At 39.0% G+C, this 21,400-nt stretch carries 18 protein-coding genes; 5 read left to right on the forward strand and 13 right to left on the reverse strand.

The features are described 5' to 3' along the window. Positions 1–52: 52 nt before the first annotated feature. The 6 genes from AC3II9_RS08500 to AC3II9_RS08525 form a co-directional block, all read right to left on the reverse strand. Positions 53–838: a sulfite exporter TauE/SafE family protein gene (locus AC3II9_RS08500; protein WP_489154798.1), complete on the reverse strand. Its 786-nt coding sequence runs from the start codon at positions 836–838 to the stop codon at positions 53–55. A 60-nt stretch (positions 839–898) separates the two neighbouring features. Continuing rightward, complete coding sequence (locus AC3II9_RS08505) at positions 899–1,126, reverse strand: sulfurtransferase TusA family protein (RefSeq protein WP_489154800.1); 228 nt, start codon at positions 1,124–1,126, stop codon at positions 899–901. Between the two features lie 210 nt (positions 1,127–1,336). Then, positions 1,337–2,464, reverse strand: a complete 1,128-nt coding sequence (locus tag AC3II9_RS08510; RefSeq protein WP_489154802.1) for an MBL fold metallo-hydrolase — start codon at positions 2,462–2,464, stop codon at positions 1,337–1,339. A gap of 85 nt (positions 2,465–2,549) precedes the next feature. Next, positions 2,550–2,945, reverse strand: coding sequence for a DsrE/DsrF/DrsH-like family protein (locus tag AC3II9_RS08515; RefSeq protein ID WP_391372862.1), 396 nt, complete (start codon positions 2,943–2,945; stop codon positions 2,550–2,552). A gap of 21 nt (positions 2,946–2,966) precedes the next feature. Then, complete coding sequence (locus AC3II9_RS08520; protein ID WP_489154803.1) at positions 2,967–3,524, reverse strand: sulfurtransferase TusA family protein; 558 nt, start codon at positions 3,522–3,524, stop codon at positions 2,967–2,969. A gap of 62 nt (positions 3,525–3,586) precedes the next feature. Next, positions 3,587–4,063 carry a DsrE/DsrF/DrsH-like family protein gene (locus tag AC3II9_RS08525; protein ID WP_489154805.1) on the reverse strand — a complete coding sequence of 159 codons (477 nt, stop codon included), beginning with the start codon at positions 4,061–4,063 and terminating at the stop codon, positions 3,587–3,589. Positions 4,064–4,347: 284 nt separating this feature from the next. Between AC3II9_RS08525 and AC3II9_RS08530 the strand changes: the two genes are divergently transcribed. After that, a complete protein-coding gene (locus AC3II9_RS08530) occupies positions 4,348–6,027 on the forward strand; it encodes a methyl-accepting chemotaxis protein (RefSeq protein WP_489154807.1) in 1,680 nt (559 codons plus the stop codon). Between the two features lie 63 nt (positions 6,028–6,090). Here AC3II9_RS08530 and AC3II9_RS08535 read toward each other — a convergent pair whose 3' ends face one another. Together AC3II9_RS08535 and AC3II9_RS08540 are read right to left on the reverse strand one after the other, a co-directional pair. After that, positions 6,091–7,194: an NADH-dependent flavin oxidoreductase gene (locus tag AC3II9_RS08535; protein WP_489154809.1), complete on the reverse strand. Its 1,104-nt coding sequence runs from the start codon at positions 7,192–7,194 to the stop codon at positions 6,091–6,093. A gap of 221 nt (positions 7,195–7,415) precedes the next feature. Next, positions 7,416–9,110 (reverse strand): FAD-dependent oxidoreductase, encoded by a 1,695-nt coding sequence (locus tag AC3II9_RS08540; RefSeq protein ID WP_489154811.1) that lies wholly within the window; start codon positions 9,108–9,110, stop codon positions 7,416–7,418. A 407-nt stretch (positions 9,111–9,517) separates the two neighbouring features. On the opposite strand from AC3II9_RS08540, the gene AC3II9_RS08545 reads away from it, so the two are divergent. Both AC3II9_RS08545 and AC3II9_RS08550 read left to right on the forward strand, forming a co-directional pair. After that, positions 9,518–11,107 (forward strand): methyl-accepting chemotaxis protein, encoded by a 1,590-nt coding sequence (locus AC3II9_RS08545; RefSeq protein WP_489154813.1) that lies wholly within the window; start codon positions 9,518–9,520, stop codon positions 11,105–11,107. Between the two features lie 291 nt (positions 11,108–11,398). Continuing rightward, positions 11,399–12,736: a CAP and S-layer homology domain-containing protein gene (locus tag AC3II9_RS08550; RefSeq protein WP_489154815.1), complete on the forward strand. Its 1,338-nt coding sequence runs from the start codon at positions 11,399–11,401 to the stop codon at positions 12,734–12,736. A gap of 183 nt (positions 12,737–12,919) precedes the next feature. Here AC3II9_RS08550 and AC3II9_RS08555 read toward each other — a convergent pair whose 3' ends face one another. Then, the gene (locus AC3II9_RS08555; RefSeq protein WP_489154817.1) at positions 12,920–13,222 is read right to left on the reverse strand and encodes a DUF6509 family protein; all 303 of its coding nucleotides are present in this window, start codon (positions 13,220–13,222) and stop codon (positions 12,920–12,922) included. A gap of 64 nt (positions 13,223–13,286) precedes the next feature. On the opposite strand from AC3II9_RS08555, the gene AC3II9_RS08560 reads away from it, so the two are divergent. Both AC3II9_RS08560 and AC3II9_RS08565 read left to right on the forward strand, forming a co-directional pair. Next, the gene (locus tag AC3II9_RS08560) at positions 13,287–14,516 is read left to right on the forward strand and encodes an alanyl-tRNA editing protein (protein ID WP_489154819.1); all 1,230 of its coding nucleotides are present in this window, start codon (positions 13,287–13,289) and stop codon (positions 14,514–14,516) included. A 131-nt stretch (positions 14,517–14,647) separates the two neighbouring features. Beyond that, positions 14,648–15,073, forward strand: coding sequence for a hypothetical protein (locus AC3II9_RS08565; protein ID WP_489154821.1), 426 nt, complete (start codon positions 14,648–14,650; stop codon positions 15,071–15,073). Between the two features lie 100 nt (positions 15,074–15,173). On the opposite strand, the gene AC3II9_RS08570 is transcribed toward AC3II9_RS08565, so the two are convergent. From AC3II9_RS08570 to hutH, 4 genes are all read right to left on the reverse strand, one after another. Beyond that, a complete protein-coding gene (locus tag AC3II9_RS08570) occupies positions 15,174–16,574 on the reverse strand; it encodes an aldehyde dehydrogenase family protein (protein ID WP_489154823.1) in 1,401 nt (466 codons plus the stop codon). Positions 16,575–17,089: 515 nt separating this feature from the next. Then, entirely contained in the window at positions 17,090–17,884 is a 795-nt protein-coding gene (locus AC3II9_RS08575) for a histidine racemase CntK family protein (RefSeq protein WP_489154825.1), read from the reverse strand. Positions 17,885–18,228: 344 nt separating this feature from the next. Beyond that, a complete protein-coding gene (locus AC3II9_RS08580) occupies positions 18,229–19,563 on the reverse strand; it encodes a Na+/H+ antiporter family protein (RefSeq protein ID WP_489154826.1) in 1,335 nt (444 codons plus the stop codon). A gap of 314 nt (positions 19,564–19,877) precedes the next feature. Further along, positions 19,878–21,395, reverse strand: coding sequence for a histidine ammonia-lyase (hutH, locus tag AC3II9_RS08585; protein ID WP_489154828.1), 1,518 nt, complete (start codon positions 21,393–21,395; stop codon positions 19,878–19,880). Between the last annotated feature and the right edge of the window lie 5 nt (positions 21,396–21,400).

Below are 21,400 nucleotides of genomic sequence, written 5' to 3' on the forward strand. Positions count from 1 at the left end.
AGCTATCCGCCTATGAATCCCCTTTAGTATTCTATACAAAACTATTTTACTTCTAAAACAAAATATCCGCCCAAATTTTAATAGCAGTTGCCGCAATCATGAGTGCTAAAATAATTTGTAGCACTTTTGTATTCATTGTTTTCCCTGCTTTTGCACCCAGTGGAGCGGCTAAAATACTCGCGATAATCATAATGAAGGCAGGCCAGTAATCCACTTGCCCCGTCATTAATTTCCCTACGCTACCACCGATGGATGAAATGAATGTTACAGCTAGACTTGTAGCAATCGTCATACGTGTTGGAATGTGTAAAACCGTCAACATAATCGGTACTAATAAAAATCCACCAGCTGCCCCAACAATCCCAGAACCAACTCCGACAATGAGCGCTAAACCTGCTGCTAACGGTTTATTAAACGTGACTTCATTTAGTGGCTTATCATCTACTTGTTTTTTCGGTATAAACATCATCACCGCTGCGATTAATGCAAGCGTACCATAAACGATATTCACGGCCTCTTCCGATAAAAAGCCAGAACCATAACTACCGATGAAGCTACCAATTAAAATAGCTCCACCCATGTAAATAATTAACTCTTTATTTAAATAACCACCTTTACGGTAAGCCCACACACCTGCAATAGAGGCGAATAATACTTGGACTGCGCTAATTCCCGATACTTCATGTGCTGTAAACGCAGCTAAACCGAACATCGGTGGAATATAGAGCAACATTGGATATTTAATAATCGACCCTCCAACACCTAGCATCCCGGATAAAAAAGAACCAATAAATCCTAAGGCGAAGATGACGAGGATATACGTCATAGAGAAATCCATCGCTATTCCTTCTTTCTAATAGAAATAGCGAGTAAACGAGTTACCCGCTATTTGGTTTGATTATGCTTTTTGAATGTAGAAGTAAAACACGCCTGCTTCTTCTTTTTGTTCTACAATTGTGTGTCCACCAGCTTGTGCCCATGCTGTGAAGTCATTTAACGCACCTTTGTCTGTTACTAATACTTCTAATACTTCACCAGAGTTAATTGTATCGATCGCCTTTTTTGTTTTTACGATCGGCATTGGACATGCGAAGCCTTTTGCATCTAATGTTTTTGTAATATTCATGTTAAATTCCTCTTTTCTTTGATTTTGTAAGCGATTTTCAATTTTGCCCATCAGGACAGTTGCTTGCCTCTTGAGCATGAGGCAAGCATAGCTATAGCATTTCATTTTCTTTAATTAGCGTACTGCGCAACGATTTGAGGCCGACACGATGTCGGTCACATATCCGTTGCCGTACGGATACGGCGATGTTAGGATATGCTCCTCTATTTCCTACCGAACTGCGCAGCGGTTCGGTCCAATCTCCATTTCCGTTTGCTCATCGTTGTCTGGTGTCATTTTACCCATGTTCACTTGACGGATTTGTTGGTACGCATTTGGTTGTGGTGGTAAATTGTCTGTTACTGTGCGACGGAATTCTTCTTCGTCCTCGATGTTTAAGCCGTGGTTTTCAGCGAATAAGTCACCTAAACGTTTTGAAACTGTCCCATCCACGTTTAACTCTTCGATAATCATAAAGTGTGCTGGTAAAACGATTAAGTCTTCTGCTAATTCACGGTAACGCTTATACAGTGTTTCGCGTAAATCGCCTACCCAGTCCTCTGCTAAACCAGCTAAGTCTGGACGACCGATTGAATCGATGAATAAAATATCACCTGTTAATAAATATTTTGAATCGATGACAAATGAAGTCGAACCGATTGTATGACCTGGTGAGTAAAGTGCGCCCACTTCAATTTTTGATGCGCCAAGTGCTACTGTTAAACCATCTGTTAATGGTGTATATTCGAACACAACTTCTTCCGCGTCTTTTGGTGGTAAGTAGTATGTTGCGCCTGTTTCAGCTGCAATGTGACGACCACCTGAAATGTGATCTGCATGTAAGTGTGTATCAAATACGTGCGTAATTTTCACACCTTTTTCCTCAGCAAATTTAGTGAATACTTCTGTGAAGCGTACGGCATCAATAATTGCCGCTTCGCCTTCGTTAATAGCCATGTAAGAAAGACAGCCTTTACCTAAGCGAACGAATTGATATAATTCACCGCCACCAGCTAAGTCCCCTACTTTGATTGGCTCAAGGTACATTGACCAGGATTTCATACCGCCTTCTAAATAAGCTACTTCACGTCCTGCATCTGATAGCATTTCCGCTACCATAATAGACGAACCTTCTTTTGCACATACAACTAATACGTCTTTATCTGCTGGAATCTTTGGTAAGATTTCTTCCACACCATCTAATAATTCGAAGTAAGGAATGTTTAAATACTCAAATTTATGCCCATCAATCTTCCAATCTTCGAATGCATCTGCATTACGAACATCTAAAATAAATAACTCTTGATTGTCGATTACTTTACGTGCAACGTCTGCTGCTGTCCATTTATTTACTGTCATCTCTATTTACCCCCATAGGTATTATTTTTTCGTTTTTTTTATGCAGCGAGGTACTTTCCTCACTGCACGTAATAGCCCAAAACTCTTAGAACGTTAACGTTGGTGCTGCATCTTTGGCATATTCTAAGAATGTTACAGCGCCACCTACTTCAATCCCATCAACAAAATCTTCCGTTGTCAGACCCATTACATCCATTGTCATTTGACAAGCGATGAATTTTACACCTAGTTCTTGTGCCATTTCCACTAATTGTGGAATAGCCGGTACATTTGCTTTTGCAAATCCTTCTGCAAAATGTTCTTTTCCTGCTGGCATCTCTAATGCTTGCATGCCTTGTTTATGAATTAAGTTTAACCCTTCGAATGTAAAGAAGATCGCTACTTCTTTTTCAGAAGCGGCTGCTGCCGTTGCAATATTAAATACTTTATAAGCGTCGAACATGCCACCGTTTGCGGCAATAATAGCTACTTTATTTGACATAATTAGTTTCCCCCTAATTGATTAAATAGTTTTTTCTACTTCACTGTTCCACTCACTCATACCTGGTAGAACGTTATATACTTTTTTGAAACCTGCATTTGCAAGCATTTGTGCAGCCATATCCGAGCGTGTACCTGTACGGCAAATCACGTAAATTTCTTGATCCATATCTAATTCCTTCATGCGGGCTTCTAATTCACCCATCGGAATCGATTTTGCGCCTGGTACGTGACCAAAAGCATATTCTGCGGCTTCGCGAACATCTAACACGATGCCTTCGCGAGACATAATTTCATCGTTTGAAATCGTTTGTTCAAACTTTTTCTCCGCTTCTGCGGCATTTTCCGGATTGCACTTACGAATGTAGTGATATAACACATCGCCCTCTTCGTGCGTTCCGATATATTGATGTCCTACTGTGTTGGCCCAAGCGGCAATATCCGCTTTTGAACCTTTATCCGTTGCCTGCACTTCTAATACTTGCCCTTCGACTAAATCATTCATCGCTTTTTTCGTACGAACGATTGGCATTGGACAAGCAAGACCTTTTGCATCTAACTGTACATCCGCTTTAATCATTGATTCATCCTCCATACTATATAGGGTATTATTTTCTTCAAAAATTTTTTCGTGATACTTACTTAAATAAATAGGTTTACATTTCCGTCTTCGGCGTCCGCTAAATATGCTGCTACACCTGCATACTGTACGCCGTCTAATAGCTCTTCTTTCTGTAAACCTAGTAAATCCATTGTCATCGTACAAGATACGAGTTTAATGTCTTGTTCTTGGGCCATCTCAATTAATTGCGTTAATGTTAACGCATTATGCTTTGCCATGACGTGCTTAATCATGTTCGGCCCCATACCCATCATTTGCATTTTAGATAAGCCGAGCTTTTCAGCACCGCGCGGCATCATTTTGCCGAACATTTTTTCAAGGAAGCCTTTTTTCACTTGAACAGGCTCTTGTTTTCGTAGCGCGTTGATACCCCAGAATGTATGGAAAATCGTCACTTCATGGTCATAGGCCGCAGCGCCATTCGCAATAATGTAAGCTGCCATCGCCTTATCATAATCCCCACTAAATAACACAATCGTTGTTCTTTTCTTTTCCATTTCGCTCTCCTTCATACCTTATAGGGTATTATTTTATTGAAAATAAATAGCCGCTACCTGTGCGACTTTTAGTATTGTTTTACCTTACATCACTTACTATATACCCTAGTAGGTATATTGTCAACAACATTGTGTAAATAAATTTTATTCTCCACCATCCAATGAATATTTATGGTAGAAAACGTTTAAATGACATTTTTTTGTCATTTTTACTTCACAATTAAAAGGTTATTTTCCTATATAATTTAGAAAAGATTTGAAATACAAACATAGAGGTATGAGAAATGAAAACAACGGTGAAACGAAAATTATTTTTATCCTTTGGCGTCGTACTTGGATTAATGTTGATTATTTCTACCATTTCCCTATATTTTCTAAATAACAATAAAGCAACATTAACAGATATCCAAAAGGACTCTGAGTTAATTACGCTTTACGATGATATTTCATTCCAAGCGGTTCGTGCCAATGCAGCCATTCGCGGCTATATGTTATACGGGAATGAGCAGATGCTATCGAACCATTATGAAATCCGCCAAACATTACACAAATCAGCCGATCGCATCGATGCATTAGGCTATGGGAATGCAGATTACGATCAGTTCATTAGTCAATTGACGGAGTGGGAAACAGCGATTGATAATGACATCATTCCTACCTACCAAGCGGGGGATACAGAAAAAGCCTATGCGATATCGGTTCCTATATTGGGGCAAGGTTCACAAAATTTAGTTGTATTTGGAAAATCCATGTCCACTGCTGTCAATGAAGAATTACTAAAGAAAATTGAAGATACAACAACACGGAGCAATACTATCATCCTACAAATTGGTGTACTGGCATTAGTATCTCTCATTATCGGTATTGCCGTTTCTTCTATTTTTGGCCGCCGTGTAGCCGAAAACATCAATACGTTATCTGATAAAATGAAGGAATTTTCACAAGGGAATTTAAATACAGAGCTGTCATTCAAAACAAAAGATGAATTTGCAAGTTTAGCATCCTCATTCAATCAAATGGCAGCAGATTTAACCTTTTCAGTGAAAGGCATTACCCATGCTTCTGAGCAAGTCGCGGCCACATCTCAGGAATTAACAGCTAGTAGCTATGAAGTAACACAATCAACAGAACTTGTGACGAATGCTATGCAAGAAATCACTTCAAAAATTGAACAGCAAGATCACTATACAAAAGACCTGAAGCATTTATCTGAGCATATCGGAAAGAAGATGGAGGATATTACAACAAGTATTCACTCTGTTAATGCATCTACTTCGAATACTAAAACGTTATCAAACGAAAGTTATCATTCTATTGACGCTGTCACAACACAAATGGATACCATTTCAGAAAATACACAATTACTGAATTCACGTATTTCTGACTTAGATGAAAATGCAGAGGCGATTACGACCGCCGTTCAAGTGATAAAATCCATTGCAGAGCAAACAAATTTACTCGCATTAAACGCAGCGATTGAAGCAGCTCGTAGTGGCGAACACGGAAAAGGATTTGCGGTTGTAGCCGAGGAAGTGCGGAAATTAGCCGATGAATCGCATGTAGCAGCCATTCAAATTGAAAAAGTGGTCGCACAAATTACGGAAAGCACGCGCTTAATTGAAGAAGATATTACGGAGAGTAGTCAATCTGTTGATGTAGGGTTAGAAAAAGTATCCACTGCACGTACAAACTTCATTTCCATTAGTGACGCTATTCATAACGTAACAGAACAAACAGCAACTGTTACAAAAGCGGTACAAGTCATTTATACAGATGTCGAATCGCTTGTAAAAGAAATTGATTCAATTGCAAAACTGTCCATTGAATCCAATGAAAATGTGCAAAGCATTGCTGCTGCCTCCGAAGAGCAAATGGCAGCGATGGAGGAAGTATCTGCCTCATCAGCTCACCTTGCGAAAATGGCACAAGATTTACAACAAACCATTCAGCAATTTAAATATTAATAAAAAGCGTGCCGACCTGTTTCGAGCACGCTTTTCCTTTTCTTCTTCCTCAAATACTGCTGTTTACGGCTCTACCTTAAACCAACCCGGCACATTCGTAATCATCGCCCAAAGTGATGGTGGGATATCTAGCTCCTTTTCTTTACTTCGGTATAATGCCGAATAAATTTTATCTTGCTGCCCACTTGCAGCCTTTTGATACCATTCCGGATCCATAATCATTGCATGCCCGAGTGATACGAGAGGCACCAGAGTCAGGGCTTCTTCTACTTGTTCTACCGTTTGTAATCCCCCTACACCAATGATCGGCATGCGGTCCCCCACTGCTTCTTGAATTAACTGGATGCGCCCGCGCCGATCTTGCGTATCCCGCATAGAGCCTGCATGGAATTGGTTAACCGATACATGAAGATAATCGATTTCTTTATCAGCTAACGCATTGATAAATAATAATGTGTCGTCCATCGTAATTCCTGGCTCTTCACGTTCTTCGGGGCTAAAACGATAACCTATAGCAAAAGGCTTTGTTGCGCATTTCGCGACAGTTTCTTTTATAGCATCTACGACAGCTAATGGAAATGCCATACGAGCCTTCACGTCCCCTCCCCACTGATCCGTTCGACGATTCGAATGTGGTGAGAAAAATTGTTGCAGTAAGTACGTGTTCGCTCCGTGTAGCTCAATGCCATCAAATCCAGCTTCAATCGCACGGCGCGTCGCCTCTGCAAAATCGTCAATGGTCTTTTCTATTTCTTCTAGAGTTAACGGCCTTGGGGTCTCTGCATTCGGGCGTAAAGCAGGAATATTGCTCGCCGAAACCGGTTGCGTTCCCAGTAATGTAGCGTTTGACATACGACCCGCATGAAATATTTGTAAAATAGCACTAGCACCACCCGCTTGGATAGTCTGCGCTAACCGTGTTAAGCTTGGAATCCGTTCGTCACATTCCACACCAATAGAATGTGTAAAGCCTGGCGCTAACTCATTAATCGAAGCACATGCCGTAATCACTGTGCCAACACCCCTAGCACGGCGGTTATAATACATTAATTCCTCTTCGGTTACATCCCCATTTGCCTGTGAAGAAGAAATCGTCATCGGTGCCATGAGTACACGATTTTTTAATGCAAGACCAGAACGCAATGTAAATGGTTGTGTAAATTTCATCTAATCACCCCTTCTAAAAACATTTCATCGTAGAAAATAGTATCGCTTCTCTAGTTAATGATAACCCCTTCAAAACATTTCATGTTGTACAACAAACATACAACTAAAGTATTAACTTATTTCAAGGCACTAATCTAACAAAAAGAGGGTGTCTACTTTCTAGACCCCTCGTTTGTAACAGTTTCGCCTCAAAATACCTTTTCAGACGGAACCGTTCGTTATTATTTAAAATTATATTGTGTCACAATCAGTTCGCGACCTGTTTGGACATCTGTGAAATATTCGTACAGGCAAATGCCAAGGAATGAACCGGAGACATTAACAACCTGATCCCACCCTGCGCCTTGTAATGCCATTACCGCATTGTAACTACGCTGTGCAGAGCGGCAATGTACATAAACCGGCTTGTCTTTTGGAATTTCGTTCATGCGTTCACGTAATTGACTAAGCGGAATATTCAGTGCACCTTTAATATGGCCGTTAGCAAATTCATTTTCTTCCCGTACATCGACAAAGAGTGCACCTGCTTCGTAAAGCGCACGTACTTGTGACACTGGTACTTGACGGAAGCGACCAGCCATGATGTTATTCGCCACTAGCGCAGCCAGATTCACAACATCTTTCGCTGTACTAAACATTGGCGAGTACGAAAGCTCTAGCTCTTTTAAATCTTCAATTGTCCCGCCCATCGTAATGAGTGTGGCAATGACATCAACTCGCTTATCTGCATTCCCTTTACCAATTGCCTGCGCCCCTAAAATACGACCTGTTGGCACTTCATACACTAATTTCAAATGCAGCGGATTACTTGTTGGCATTAACCCGACTTTATCCGGTGCAATGACATACACACTATCCACTTGAAAGCCTGCTTTTTTCGCTACTTCCTCTGTTAAGCCTGTAGCAGCCCCATTTAAGTCGAACACTTGGATACTTGATGATCCAATGACCCCTTTATTGATGTTGGCTATCCCGTAAATATGATCAGCTGCTGCACGTGCTTGACGCTGTGCTGGACCAGCTAACGCTAAACGAACTGGTTTATGTAGTAAACGGTGATACACTTCGATTACATCGCCCACCGCATAAATATGTGGATCACTTGTCACATAGTTTTGATCGACTTTAATGCCACCAGATGTACCAATTTCTAATCCCGCTTCCTCAGCGAGCGTTGTTTCAGGGCGTACACCGATCGCTAACACAACGATATCAGCCTTTACCTTTTTACCCGAAGCAAGTGTGACCTCTTCTGCTGTAATACTGCCTAGTCCATCTCCAACGATGACCTGAACCCCTTTATCCACCATTTCCTTTTGTAAAATTTGCGCCATATCAAAATCGAATGGACGAAGAATTTGAGGGGCACTTTGTACAAGTGTGACATTCCGACCAGCAAGGCGTAAGTTTTCTGCTACCTCGACACCAATATATCCCCCACCGACAACCGCAATATGTTGGGCATCATTTTCTACGATTGCTTTTTGCAAGCGCTCAATATCGACAACGTTTCTTACCGTAAATACATGCTTCAGTGTTGCACCTTCTACACGTGGGACAATCGGCGCTGCCCCTGGCGATAACACTAATTTATCGTAAGTCTCATCGTATTCTTCTGTTGTAATCAGATTGCGAACAGTAATTGTTTTTTCTGCACGATTAATGCGGATCACTTCAGAATGCGTGCGCGCATCTAAATTATATTTCGATTTAAAAGAGTTCGGATTCATTAACACGAGGCGATTACTGCTTTCCACAACTCCACTTAAATGAAAGGGCAATGAACAGTTTGAAAACGATACGTGTGGCCCCTTTTCAAACATAATGACCTCCGCTTGTTCATCTAAACGGCGAATTCGTGCTGCCGTAGAAGCCCCCCCTGCTACACCACCGACAATTAAAATCTTTTTACTCATCTCAAAAATCCTCCTTTGTCCTTCCCTCACCGAACACGTTATACCCATATAGTTATAATAGGGAAAATCATACTACTTCCCTTGCATTGTAGCATGATTCATTCTCGTTTTCTTGCACTCTTCAATTTTCAGATTTCATTCTAAAGACTTCATTCACATCCCCATTAACACATCTAGTATAGGCTAATAACACAAAAAACTCTAAATAATGTAACAAATATTACAACTTTATTAACTCTATACTCATAGTATTTATGATATATATTAAATTAACTTAATTTACATTTAATTCACATTTAGGGGTTGTCAATATGTCTATACGAACTAGGGGTTTGCTCTCATTTGCTTTTATTTTTTTAACACTAATCATTGTAGGAATCGTTCAGTATAATAATGCGGATTCTCAAATGAAACATCTTAAGGAAATCGAAAATACTACATTACAAACGACTTTCTTAACAGAAGAATTAAAATTAGCAGTCGTACAAGTCCAACAGTATTTAACAGACATTGGTGCTACACGGGGACAAGATGGATTAGATGACGGCTTCGAATTAGCTGAAAAACATAGTCAAATTGTTTATAAAAATTTAAATGAATTAAAAGAGTTACAGCCAGAAAATTCAAATCGACTAAATGAAATCGAAGAAGCCTTTAACGTTTACTATCAATCCGGGAAACAAATGGCACAAAATTATATTGATGGTGGACCTGAACAAGGGAATAAAATTATGGGTGAATTTGATGCGACCTCAATTGCGATTAATACAATGGTCGATGAATTAAAACAGGCAAACGTCACTCAAACAACAAATAGTTTACAGGATATTCAACAATTAATTGATGATAATACAAACTTTTTTATCCTGACGTTTTCGTTTGTCATTTTAATCGGGATTATAATCGCTCTCCTATTAAGCCGTTCGATTATCAGCCCACTGCAACAAATTATTTATTCAACAGAGCAAATTGCTAAGGGAGATTTAGGGACGTCTGTACGCTTAAATCGGAAAGATGAGCTTGGGAAATTAGCAGAAGCATTTGAAGAAATGCGCTTAGAATTGCGGTTACTGATCACAAAAATTGATGATGCATCGGATAAAATGCTTGCTAATGCCTCATTATTAACTCATAACATGGATGAAAATGTAGCAGCAACAGAAGATATTACAAAAGCGATGCAAGTAGTGTCAGAGGGAGCAGAATCTCAAGCAACTGATTTAGCCCATTCCTCTAATTACTTAGAAGAAGTATCACAAGGCATACACGAAACAACGAAATCAGTTCAAACCGTAACAGACTTAAGCCTTCACGCAAAGGAAACGGCTCAGTCTGGTAATGCCGTTGTCCAACAAACACTGCAACAAATCCAGACAATTCAACAAACGGTCGATCATGCTAATAATGTCGTGTCTCACCTCGGCAATAAATCATCGGAGATTAACCAAATTATTTCGATTATCACCGATATAGCAGATCAAACGAATTTACTCGCTCTTAATGCAGCGATTGAATCAGCGAGAGCTGGAGAGCACGGCAAAGGCTTTGCTATTGTGGCAGACGAAGTAAGAAAACTAGCTGAGCAATCGGCTCACTCCGCTAATGATATTCGATTATTAATCAATGAAATTCAAGTGGAAACAGAAAAAGCCATTCAATCTATGACAGGTGGGATAAAAGCCGTTGAAGTGGGGAGTAACCTTGCGATGAAAACCGGCGATGAATTCCAAAATATCACAAACATTATCGAAGAGATTTCTGGAAAAACGGTGAATGTGTTTGGTGTCGTGGAAGAAGTTAATACAAATACAGCCAGCATTGTAGAAACAATTAACCATATCACTTCGATATCTGACAGCTTAGCAAATAATGCACAGGAAGTTGCAGCAATCGCAACGGATCAATATGAATCATCCGTTGAAATTTCCACATCCGTTGCTCACCTAAACGATATGGCAAAAGACTTAAAAAATACGATTAGTGAATTTAAATTATAGAAAACGCCAGCCTAAATGATTCATAGGTACTTTCTCATCTCGTATAAAAGCTGTTATGCCAGCTTTTATACGGCATTATTTTTATAAATGTGAATCATTTTTCTTATCTCCTCCAATATCCCCAATATTTTTTGAAACCTCACACTTTCTAAAACCTTTCAACTAGATAAATCTGTAATTTCGCTTGTGTAAGTTTTTAATTAATCCTTTTGACTTATTTCTTATGTATCCCCCTCTCCCTAAATATCAACAATGCTATAATTGGATATTATTAGGAATGGAGGGTGTACAATGAAGCAATGGTTATATATTTTTATTATTGGTATTGTGCTTTTAAGCTTTTCACCAACTTCTCAAGCAGCTACTCTACAGGATAATGACTCCTTTTATAAAACACAGGTTTTTCCTGATGTAAGTCCATCGGCATCTTACTACAACGCCGTTCAGTGGGCGTACCATAATAAAATCATCTCAGGGTCTAACGGCAAATTTAACCCGACCGACACATTAAAAGAGGCACAATTTGCGAAAATGTTTGCAGAGTTTTTCCAGTTTCCTATCTCAACACAACAAACCTCCAATGACTGGACTGCTACTTATTACAATCGGTTATTGACTTACAATGTTCCTTTAAATGGCTATAACTCGACAACTGTTCGGAATCAACCTATTAATCGTGGACTAGTAGCACGTATGATTGCGCATGCATTAGGACAAAAATCAGATTTAACGAGTGCGGTTACGTATTTAATGGAAACAGGAATTTCAACTGGACAAAATTTAAACGAAACAGATCCCGTAAAACGCTTCGGTGCCTCTAACACATTAACGCGCTCACAAGCGGCTGCCTTTTTATACCGCATGTATGAAAATGGCTATGTGGAGCTAGAAGCTACAGCAACGAGCAATGCTAGTGGTACGGTCACGAACAGTCCTACTAACTCCAAGGAATACTTTATGGGTGGTGCTATTACAGCACGCGTAGTAAACAATGATTATAAAAGCTATGAATTAGAATTTGTTTCAGATAATAAAGTCATTGGTGGCTATTTAACAAAAGATGGGGCAACTTTTGAAGGGTACACACTCGGTAGCGCTTTATCTGGCAATAAAAACGTCGAAAAAAATGGAAAAAAGATCACCCTCTTTGTCGATACACACGCAAAAAATAAAATTGATGCAATTTATTGGACAGAAAATTCGAGTACGATCGATTTAAAATTAAAAGCGTTACAAAATGATACATCTGCCAAGAAATATGAGCAGCTAGCACGTTTAATGGTCGAAATCACGAATGTTTCACGCGCAAAAGCTGGGATTGCTGCACTCACATACGATACGAAAGTAGCAGCTGTTGCGAAAGCTCATAGTGTAGATATGGTTAAGCATAAGTATTTCGCTCATAATTCACTAAATGGTTCAACACCTTCTGACCGGATGGAAGCAGCTGGACTTGATTATCGAAATACGGGTGAAAACTTAGCAGATGGGTATCCAACCATTTTCCATGCACATAATGGGCTATTTAATTCACCTGGCCACCGAAAAAATATTTTAAATAAAGAATTCAAACACGCCGGTGTAGGGATCGAAAATCGGACGTACACGATGAATTTCATCACATACTAAGAAAAAATCAGGTTATCTCCATGTCTCATATGTTTTTACGTGACTCTGCTATTTTATTTTGTATTTGCTCCCTCTTTTCGAACCGACATGCGTTGGGGATAGGCTCATACACAAAGAGCTGAGTGCTTCTTTCAATTAGAAAAAATGTATACTTTCTTATCTTTTAAAGCATAAAAACGCTGGCTACTCGCCAGCGTTTTCTCTTGGATTTAATTCTTCGCTTACAAACTGTAAAATCATTGCTTCTTCGTCTTCCTCTAAAGCAAAGTCTAAAATTTCATTATTTGCTTTATCGATTAAAAAGTAATTCAACAGACGAATTTCTTCATCCTGTTGTGCAACGATGACACGTACTTCAATGCCGGCTTCCGAATATAGTTCATCTTCTTCATCAATTTCGATGTCTAATAAAAATTCGTACCGCTTACCTTCAATAATATTCGTTGGATCTTTAATTTCCTCTACAGAAAAAGCTGTAATTTCCATGTTCGTCGCTCCTTATTTGCGCAATCTCTCCTCTTAATGATAAACAAAAAAATGTCGGCGTCAAATGAAGGATTCTTTGCATGTGTACGATACAATAGCGAGTAAAGGAGTGAGGCACATGAAAGACTTACTATATTATCAAGATGCGATGATCAAACAGTTTTCAGCAGACGTTGTTAAAACAGGAAAAGATGAGCAAGGGCCCTATGTTGTCCTATCTAATACAGCATTCTATCCAACTGGTGGCGGGCAACCACATGATACTGGTTGGATTAATGATGTGGAAGTCATAAACGTAGAAAAAGTGGACGAAGAAATTCGCCATTACATACAAGAAGAGGCCATGTTAAACGGACGAGTGGAAGGAAAACTGAACTGGGTACGCCGTTTTGACCATATGCAACAGCACACAGGGCAACATATTTTAACAGCTGCTTTTGTGGAGTTATTTGACTATCAGACGGTAAGCTTCCATTTAGGTGCTGAGCTTGTGTCCATTGATTTAAATACAGCAGCAGTAACAGCTGAAGAATTAGCCACAGCAGAAAAACGGGCCAATGATATTATTTTAGAAAACCATCCGATTGAAACAAAGTGGGTAACACAAGAAGAATTGGCACAATACAACTTACGAAAAGATGTCTCTGTCGAAGAAGATATTCGTTTAGTCATTATTCCTGACTATGATTACAATGGCTGTGGTGGCACACATCCCACATCTACAGGCCAAGTACAACTAATTAAAATTATGGAAATCGAAAAAATGAAAGCAAACATCCGTGTCCATTTCATATGCGGCAACCGTGTACGCGAACAACTAGCAATGCGCAAAACGGTCCTAACCGATGTAGCCCGTCAATTAAGCGTCCCGGAAAAAGAAGCAGGCGCTGCACTCACAAAACTGATGAAGGCGGCCAAGCAAACAGAAAAAGCGTTAGCGGAGAAGCAAGAGGCATTACTTGCTTTTGAAGCAAAAGATTTGGTTCATACAGGGGAAAGCATCATTGCCAAACCGTTTGAAAACCGTTCGATTCAAGAGCTTCAAAAGCTCGCCCGTTATATGACAACAGAAAAGCCCGATATCATTGCATTACTCGTAGCCAACAATGAAGACAAGCTTCAATTTGTTGCCGCGCGTGGTGCTAACGTGGACGTCTCCATGAAATCGATTTCAACAGCAGCCCTTCCTAGCATTAACGGAAAAGGCGGCGGGAATGATGCACTCGTTCAAGGGGGCGGCGAACAATTAATTACACCAGAACAACTATTACAAGCAATGAAAAGCGCTCTATAATATTAAAAAGGCTAGGTACCATTTATTATGTAGGAAGCAACGGTACCTAGCACTATACCCCCTAACATTTTTATTGTATGTAAATATATGGTATATTTTTAATAACAACCACTCTATAAAGGGGGAAGAAAATGAACAAAGGTCCTGTTTTTAAAATATTATGGCTCATTGGGTTAATTGTACTTGCCTACGGAACTCATCAAGTCCTGAGTGATGTGGAAAAGCAAGCCCATTCCACTTTTAATCCAACTGTCATTTATTGGGTAAAGGCCACATTTGATATTTTGACAGGATGCTATCTGTCTATTTTCTTTGTTCACTCTAGAAATATTAAATTAAATAAACAATTACTCTATTTGATCGCTCTTCCCTGTTTAATTCTCTCATTTCTATTTCCAATCATTGCTTCCTTATCCACTATAGATGTCATCGCTTATTGGCTGAATAAAAGTAATATCCCATTTTATGACCTCTATTTCATGAATATTTTTGGGATTGTAGGTGGATTAGCCTTCATTTTAAGTATATTCAACGGTAATAGTAAAAAAAGAAAATGAGTATAGTACAACGGATTGTTTATTTATTTGCTACTTCTACAAAACTAGCCATTTAAAAACCTATGAGCATTTCACGATGAAATGCCCATAGGTTTTATCGTTACTGCTCGTTTTGTTGCTGCATCATCATTTCCAGTTTGCCTGCATACGGCGGCATAATAAATGCCTCATAATCTGCCGGTACCGCTGTAAATACTGCGCGACTATGTGAAAACTCCTTAAAGCCATGAATGCCGTGATAGCTACCGATCCCCGAACTATTAACGCCGCCGAACGGTAAATTCGGGTGGGTATTATGGGCAACAATGTCGTTAATCGTTACACCACCAGAAGATGTGCTTTGTAATATATGCTCGACTAACGCTGGTTGGTCGCTAAAAATATACAATGCTAGTGGTTTCGGATTTTGACGAATATACGCCAGTGGCTCTTCAATATCTGTGTACGGTAAAACAAGCAATAACGGACCGAAAATTTCTTCATGCAAGATGAGCATATCTTCCGTCACATTCGTTAACAATGTTGGTTCGATGCGACGTGTATCATCATCAACATGACCACCTGTTAATACTTGTGCGCCCTTTTCCACTGCATCATTCAATAAGTTTTTCAATCGATTATAGTGTGCGGCATTGACAATTTGTGTACGGTCTTCATTTTGAATCGTTCCATTTGCATCATAATATGCTCGGTGCACATGCTGTTCAAAATGTTTGGCAAATACCTCAACATCTTCTTCATGTATACAGACATAATCAGGTGAAATACAAATTTGGCCACTATTGATCATTTTACCCCACGCTAATCGCATCGCTGCTCGCTCCAGGTCCACACCTTGGTCAATGATGACCGGGGATTTTCCACCAAGCTCTAATGTAACAGACGCTAAATGCTTCGCAGCCGCCGCCATTACTAGCTTTCCGATTTTTGTACCACCCGTAAAGCAAATATGATTGAAAGGAAGGTCTAATAATTCATTCGCAACGTCCACGTCTCCAATGACGACAGCCAGCTCCTGCTCATCAAATGTGGCTGCAATGACTTTCTGCAATGTTTCACCAAACGTTGGCGTCAGTTCAGACGGCTTTAAAATCGCACAGTTTCCTGCTGCGATTGCCTCTGCTAATGGGTGAATCAACACCGTAAGCGGTGCATTCCATGTACCTAAAATACATACTACCCCTTTTGGCTCGTACATAATTTGCGCTTTTGTACCTGGCTGACTTTCCACAACATCTGGCTTCATCCACTCTTCTACATTCGCCATAGCATATTCAATGGCGCCGATGACAGCTACCACCTCATTGACTACTTCAAATTGTGGCTTTTGCACATCTTGAATCGTCGCCGCTACAATCTCCTGCATATTGTCTTTTAGTGCCTTCGCAAGTTTTCCGAGCGTCTCTTTACGTGTCGCTGCATTCGTTTTACGTAATTCCCATTGATACGCCTGTTGCTTTTGAAAAATTTCTTGTATGCGTGTTACCGTCGTTTGTTGCATAACAATACCCCTTCCAAATTTGAATTCGCGGCTCCTGTAAGCTCGTCTCCAACATCAACCCTCTATATAAATGTATTACATTAATATGCTAAATATTCAATCAAAAACTATAATTCTCTTATATTAAAAAATTTATTACTGAGATTTACTTCACTCCATCTACGATTAGTCAATATAACTACTATTAAACAAAATTGATTTATTGTTCTTCGCCATTCGAAAATATGTAGACTTAAGTAAACATACATTAACCTCCTTATGTGCATACGTAATACAATAAATGCCATTCTATCCTGTAGAGGAAAGAACAGCATTTATCGAAAATCTTTAAATGTTTAATAGGTGTATTAGCAGCAACAACCTATATTTCTAGCAATAGTAAATGGAGATACTATTGCAAAATCTTCTGTCCATAATTGCTTGATACCCGTGAAAAGCCAGACATTAGGAGAGGTACTTTTTTTGCACCTTAAAACCCTTGCGACTCTAAAGCGGATATTTATGAAATTGAATAACTATAAATTAATGTCGGTAAAGCCTTCACAAGTAAAACGAACATCTGTTGAAATATAATTTTTAACACCTGTTTCGACATTAATTATCCCGCCCGGCTGATGTATGCGAAATTTTTCCTCTTTACCTTTTGATAAATAAATACCTAATGCGAGACTTCCGGATCCACATGCTTGCTCGAAAAATCTAGATCCCGTTTCTTTAACGTAAACAAATGGCCATATCTCATATTCTTTTTCCATTAATCTTCTATAGGGAATAATCCCAATTGCTTTATTTTCAATTTTTTTAGAAACCTCTTCAATAATAAGATTAAAATCATCCTTGGACGGCCAATAATCCGTTAAGAAGTGAGTTATGCCATCTAGTTGCACACAACTACCTGAAATGCTTTTTCCATTAAGATTAAAAACAATATCTTGAATAGAAAGAGGATCTGGCATTTCAGCTTTCGCGTCAAAATGATTAGAAGATTTCGCTTTAACTAAACATGTAAGTGGTGATTCTGCGCCAGAAGTTTCTAACAAGAAATTATTTTTTTCTGTTAGCCCATTGTAGTGACAGTATGCAGCAGCCCCTAAGAGTGCATTTCCGCAAAATTCCCCTCCCGACATTTCTAATCTAATTAGGGATTCCTTATTTTTCGGTGTACCAATAAAGCCTACCTGTTCCGCATTAACATATTCATAGTCCATAATTGTACTGGCGATTTGCGAATAATGAGTAGGATCAACATAGTTAGTTATTAAAACGGTCATATTTTTTGAAGGACTAATCTTTACAAAGTTAAGCTTCATTACAACTAATCTCCTTTTTTATTAAATAGCTATTAGTAAATTTTTTATTTAAATGATGTATCAATCTGCTTAAAATGCTCTAGTAAAAACAATCAGAGGGACTGCCTAGACCTATGGCAAGTCTTGTTAGTTTATGCAAAAGGAAAGTTCACTTTTGAACTGTAGCTGTAATTCCCTATGTGCTGTAGCGTTTTTTTATGAGACTTAGTAAATCCATACATTACCAATTTACTGATTATTAAGAAAATTCTTAGCATAAAATCCCTTTAATTCCAAGATTATAATCAGTATCGATTAATGTTTTGACTAATGTACACCTTATAACTGGTTTAATTAAATTGAGTTTAAAGCACCATTGCAGCAATGAGACCAAAAATAAATAAAGGAATATTATAATGCAAGAAGGTCGGTACACATGTATCCCAAATATGATTGTGTTTTCCATCAGCATTTAACCCTGAAGTCGGTCCAAGCGTACTGTCTGATGCTGGTGAACCTGCATCTCCAAGCGCTCCAGCAGTACCAATTAATGCGGCAGTCGCCAATGGAGAGAAACCTACGGCTGCACAAAGCGGGACGAACAAGGCTGCAAGAATAGGGATTGTGCCGAATGAGGAGCCGATTCCCATCGTGATTAGTAAACCAACTAGAAGTAACATGGTCGCAATAAACATTTTATTATCCCCTAACATCTCTGTTGAGGACTGTACAAGGCTTTCAACAGCGCCTGTTTCTTTCAAAATCGTTGCATATCCTGAAGCGATCAGCATTACAAATGCGATCATCGCCATCATATTAATCCCTTCATTGATAACCTTTTCCCCTTTTTTGAATGGGACTACCGTTAATAAAAACATGAGGACAATACCTGTAAGCGCTCCCAAAACGAGCGAATTACTTACAAGTTGCACAACAAGCGCACAAATAGTTGCAACAATTGTAAACATGTGTCGTGATGTAAATGACAATTCCATCTCTTCAGATGCTGCTATCTCATTTACAACCTCATATTCACTTAAAGACAGTTCCGCGCGTTCACTAACAGGCAGTTCACGATTCTTCCGATAAGAAATAAAAATCGCAACGAATAAACCAACGATCATACCCATTCCCGGTATTAACATCGAAGAAGTAACAGATGTAACAGCGATTTCCATACCGTTTGCTTTCATTTCATCGGCAATAATACCATGGAAAATCAAACCAAAACCTGCAGGAATCATAATATATGGAGCCTTCAATCCAAACGTTAGCGCTGCGGCCACACCTCTACGATCGACTTTCATTTTATCGAACAAGTGGAGTAAAGGCGGGATTAAGATTGGAATAAACGCTATGTGTACAGGAACAATATTTTGGGAGCAACAAGCCACTCCAGCAATTGTCAACAATAAAACTGAACGCTTCCCTTTTAAAACGCTTACAAGTTTTTTTACAAGAAATCCAGTAATTCCTGAATAGCCAATCATAACTGCGAATATTCCAAGCAAAACATAACTTAACGCTGTATTTGCTTGTCCTCCCATTCCGGAGATTAACATACTCATCGTATCAGACAGCGACAACCCTTCCATCAAACCTGCAACACAAGCTGCAAACAAAATTGTCAACATTACATTAACCCGAAGAAGACTCAATACGACCATGACTATTACTGAAACTACTACAGCATTGAACATCCAATCATCCTTTCTTAATTGAAGCGTTTAGTATTTTTTTATTTTATATAAAGAGAACCATGCTGGTATACTGAACATCAACATCCCATTGCGTAGATTCCTAGATAACAGTTCTCATATTTTTTGCAAAACTGTTTAGGTGAAAGAACATTTCCAATCTAACTCTTTTTGTAGTTTTAGTGATTGGATTTCTAGGAGGAGTGTGGCAAGAGGATAAGCTAACAAGTTTATTCTTCGTCATGCCCAAAATTCCCACACCCCTCCTACACTTTGTATTATCTTCTATAATTGTATTGGTCCATTAATCTATCTTTTTAATGATGAGTATTTGATAGATTTTTATCAAACAGGAAAGTACCAACTTTTAACCAATTATTCATTGCTTCAATATCCTTTGAAAACACTCTATCTTCACTAATAAACGGCACGATTTTTCTACCATTTTCTAAAAACCATCTTGTTGCAGAAGCCATTTTTTCTTTACCGCGAATTTCTGCTGCCTGTATTGCACAAATAGCTTCGATTGCTAATACACGACGAGTATTTGTAATTACTTGATATGCATGTCTTGATCCAATCGTTCCCATACTCACGTGATCCTCTTGGTTTGCTGATGACGGAATGGAATCTACACTTGCAGGGTGTGCGAGTGTTTTATTTTCAGATACAAGAGATGCCGCGACATACTGCATGATCATGGCCCCTGATTGTAAACCTGGTTCAGGGCTTAAAAATGGCGGTAAGTCATTTAATTGTGGATTTACTAAACGTTCAATTCTACGCTCAGATATATTTGCTAGCTCCGCTACAGCAATTGCTAAGAAATCCATCGCAAAGGCAATCGGCTGCCCATGGAAGTTACCACCAGATAATACTTTTTCACCATTATCAAAAATTAATGGATTATCAGTAGCTGCATTCATTTCAATTTCTAATTTCTCTTTTACATAATTTAATGTCTGCCATGTTGCTCCGTGTACCTGAGGAATACAGCGAATTGAGTATGCATCTTGTACACGTATTTCCCCTTGTTTTGTTATTAATAAGCTGTCAGAAAGATGTGCGCGAATTCGTTCAGCAACCTCTACTTGCTCTTTATAGCCACGAGCCAACTGAATATCTTCGTCAAATGCATCAATAATTCCACGTAATCCTTCAATCGTTATGGATGCTATTAATTCTGTTTGATACGCTAATTTTTCTGCTTCCAAATATGCAACTACACCCATTGCGGTCATTGCTTGTGTTCCATTAATAAGCGCTAATCCTTCTTTTGCTGTTAATGTGATTGGAAAAATATCTTCTTTCATTAATGCATGAATCGCTGATGTTTTCTCCCCTTTATAAAAAACTTCACCCTCCCCTATTAACACAAGAGCTAAATGTGAAAGGGGTGCTAAATCACCACTTGCACCTAGTGATCCTTGTTGAGGAACAACCGGATGAATACCAGCATTTAATAGCTCAATCAATTTTTCAATAACGACAGGTCTTACACCTGAAAAACCTTTCAGTAATGCATTTGCTCGAAGCAGGATCATCGCACGTGATACAATTTCCGGAAAAGGTTCCCCAACTCCACAAGCATGTGAACGAATTAAATTTAGCTGTAGTGCCTCAACATCTTCTTTGCCAATAAAAACATCACTAAATTTCCCAAATCCTGTCGTAATGCCATAAACAATACGCTCTTCAGCAACGATTTTTTCAACCGCTTTTCTACTTTCTTGAACTTTTTTCATGCTCTCCTCAGTAAAAGTAACTCTTTCTCCATCCAAAAGGACTTTTCGTACCTCATCTAAAGTAAGCTTATTTCCATTTAATGTGACCATCTTAT

Source organism: Lysinibacillus sp. RU7 (assembly GCF_057837305.1).

What these genes read in the sequence shown, in the direction of transcription:
- AC3II9_RS08515 (WP_391372862.1), bottom strand. Translation starts at nt 2,945, where the DNA reads ATGTCAAATAAAGTAGCTATTATTGCCGCAAACGGTGGCATGTTCGAC.
- AC3II9_RS08565 (WP_489154821.1), top strand. Translation starts at nt 14,648, where the DNA reads ATGAACAAAGGTCCTGTTTTTAAAATATTATGGCTCATTGGGTTAATT.
- AC3II9_RS08560 (WP_489154819.1), top strand. Translation starts at nt 13,287, where the DNA reads ATGAAGGATTCTTTGCATGTGTACGATACAATAGCGAGTAAAGGAGTG.
- AC3II9_RS08510 (WP_489154802.1), bottom strand. Translation starts at nt 2,464, where the DNA reads ATGACAGTAAATAAATGGACAGCAGCAGACGTTGCACGTAAAGTAATC.
- AC3II9_RS08535 (WP_489154809.1), bottom strand. Translation starts at nt 7,194, where the DNA reads ATGAAATTTACACAACCATTTACATTGCGTTCTGGTCTTGCATTAAAA.
- AC3II9_RS08525 (WP_489154805.1), bottom strand. Translation starts at nt 4,063, where the DNA reads ATGGAAAAGAAAAGAACAACGATTGTGTTATTTAGTGGGGATTATGAT.
- AC3II9_RS08555 (WP_489154817.1), bottom strand. Translation starts at nt 13,222, where the DNA reads ATGGAAATTACAGCTTTTTCTGTAGAGGAAATTAAAGATCCAACGAAT.
- AC3II9_RS08570 (WP_489154823.1), bottom strand. Translation starts at nt 16,574, where the DNA reads ATGCAACAAACGACGGTAACACGCATACAAGAAATTTTTCAAAAGCAA.
- AC3II9_RS08540 (WP_489154811.1), bottom strand. Translation starts at nt 9,110, where the DNA reads ATGAGTAAAAAGATTTTAATTGTCGGTGGTGTAGCAGGGGGGGCTTCT.
- AC3II9_RS08520 (WP_489154803.1), bottom strand. Translation starts at nt 3,524, where the DNA reads ATGATTAAAGCGGATGTACAGTTAGATGCAAAAGGTCTTGCTTGTCCA.
- AC3II9_RS08505 (WP_489154800.1), bottom strand. Translation starts at nt 1,126, where the DNA reads ATGAATATTACAAAAACATTAGATGCAAAAGGCTTCGCATGTCCAATG.
- AC3II9_RS08500 (WP_489154798.1), bottom strand. Translation starts at nt 838, where the DNA reads ATGGATTTCTCTATGACGTATATCCTCGTCATCTTCGCCTTAGGATTT.
- AC3II9_RS08530 (WP_489154807.1), top strand. Translation starts at nt 4,348, where the DNA reads ATGAAAACAACGGTGAAACGAAAATTATTTTTATCCTTTGGCGTCGTA.
- AC3II9_RS08580 (WP_489154826.1), bottom strand. Translation starts at nt 19,563, where the DNA reads ATGTTCAATGCTGTAGTAGTTTCAGTAATAGTCATGGTCGTATTGAGT.
- AC3II9_RS08545 (WP_489154813.1), top strand. Translation starts at nt 9,518, where the DNA reads ATGAAACATCTTAAGGAAATCGAAAATACTACATTACAAACGACTTTC.
- hutH (WP_489154828.1), bottom strand. Translation starts at nt 21,395, where the DNA reads ATGGTCACATTAAATGGAAATAAGCTTACTTTAGATGAGGTACGAAAA.
- AC3II9_RS08575 (WP_489154825.1), bottom strand. Translation starts at nt 17,884, where the DNA reads ATGAAGCTTAACTTTGTAAAGATTAGTCCTTCAAAAAATATGACCGTT.
- AC3II9_RS08550 (WP_489154815.1), top strand. Translation starts at nt 11,399, where the DNA reads ATGAAGCAATGGTTATATATTTTTATTATTGGTATTGTGCTTTTAAGC.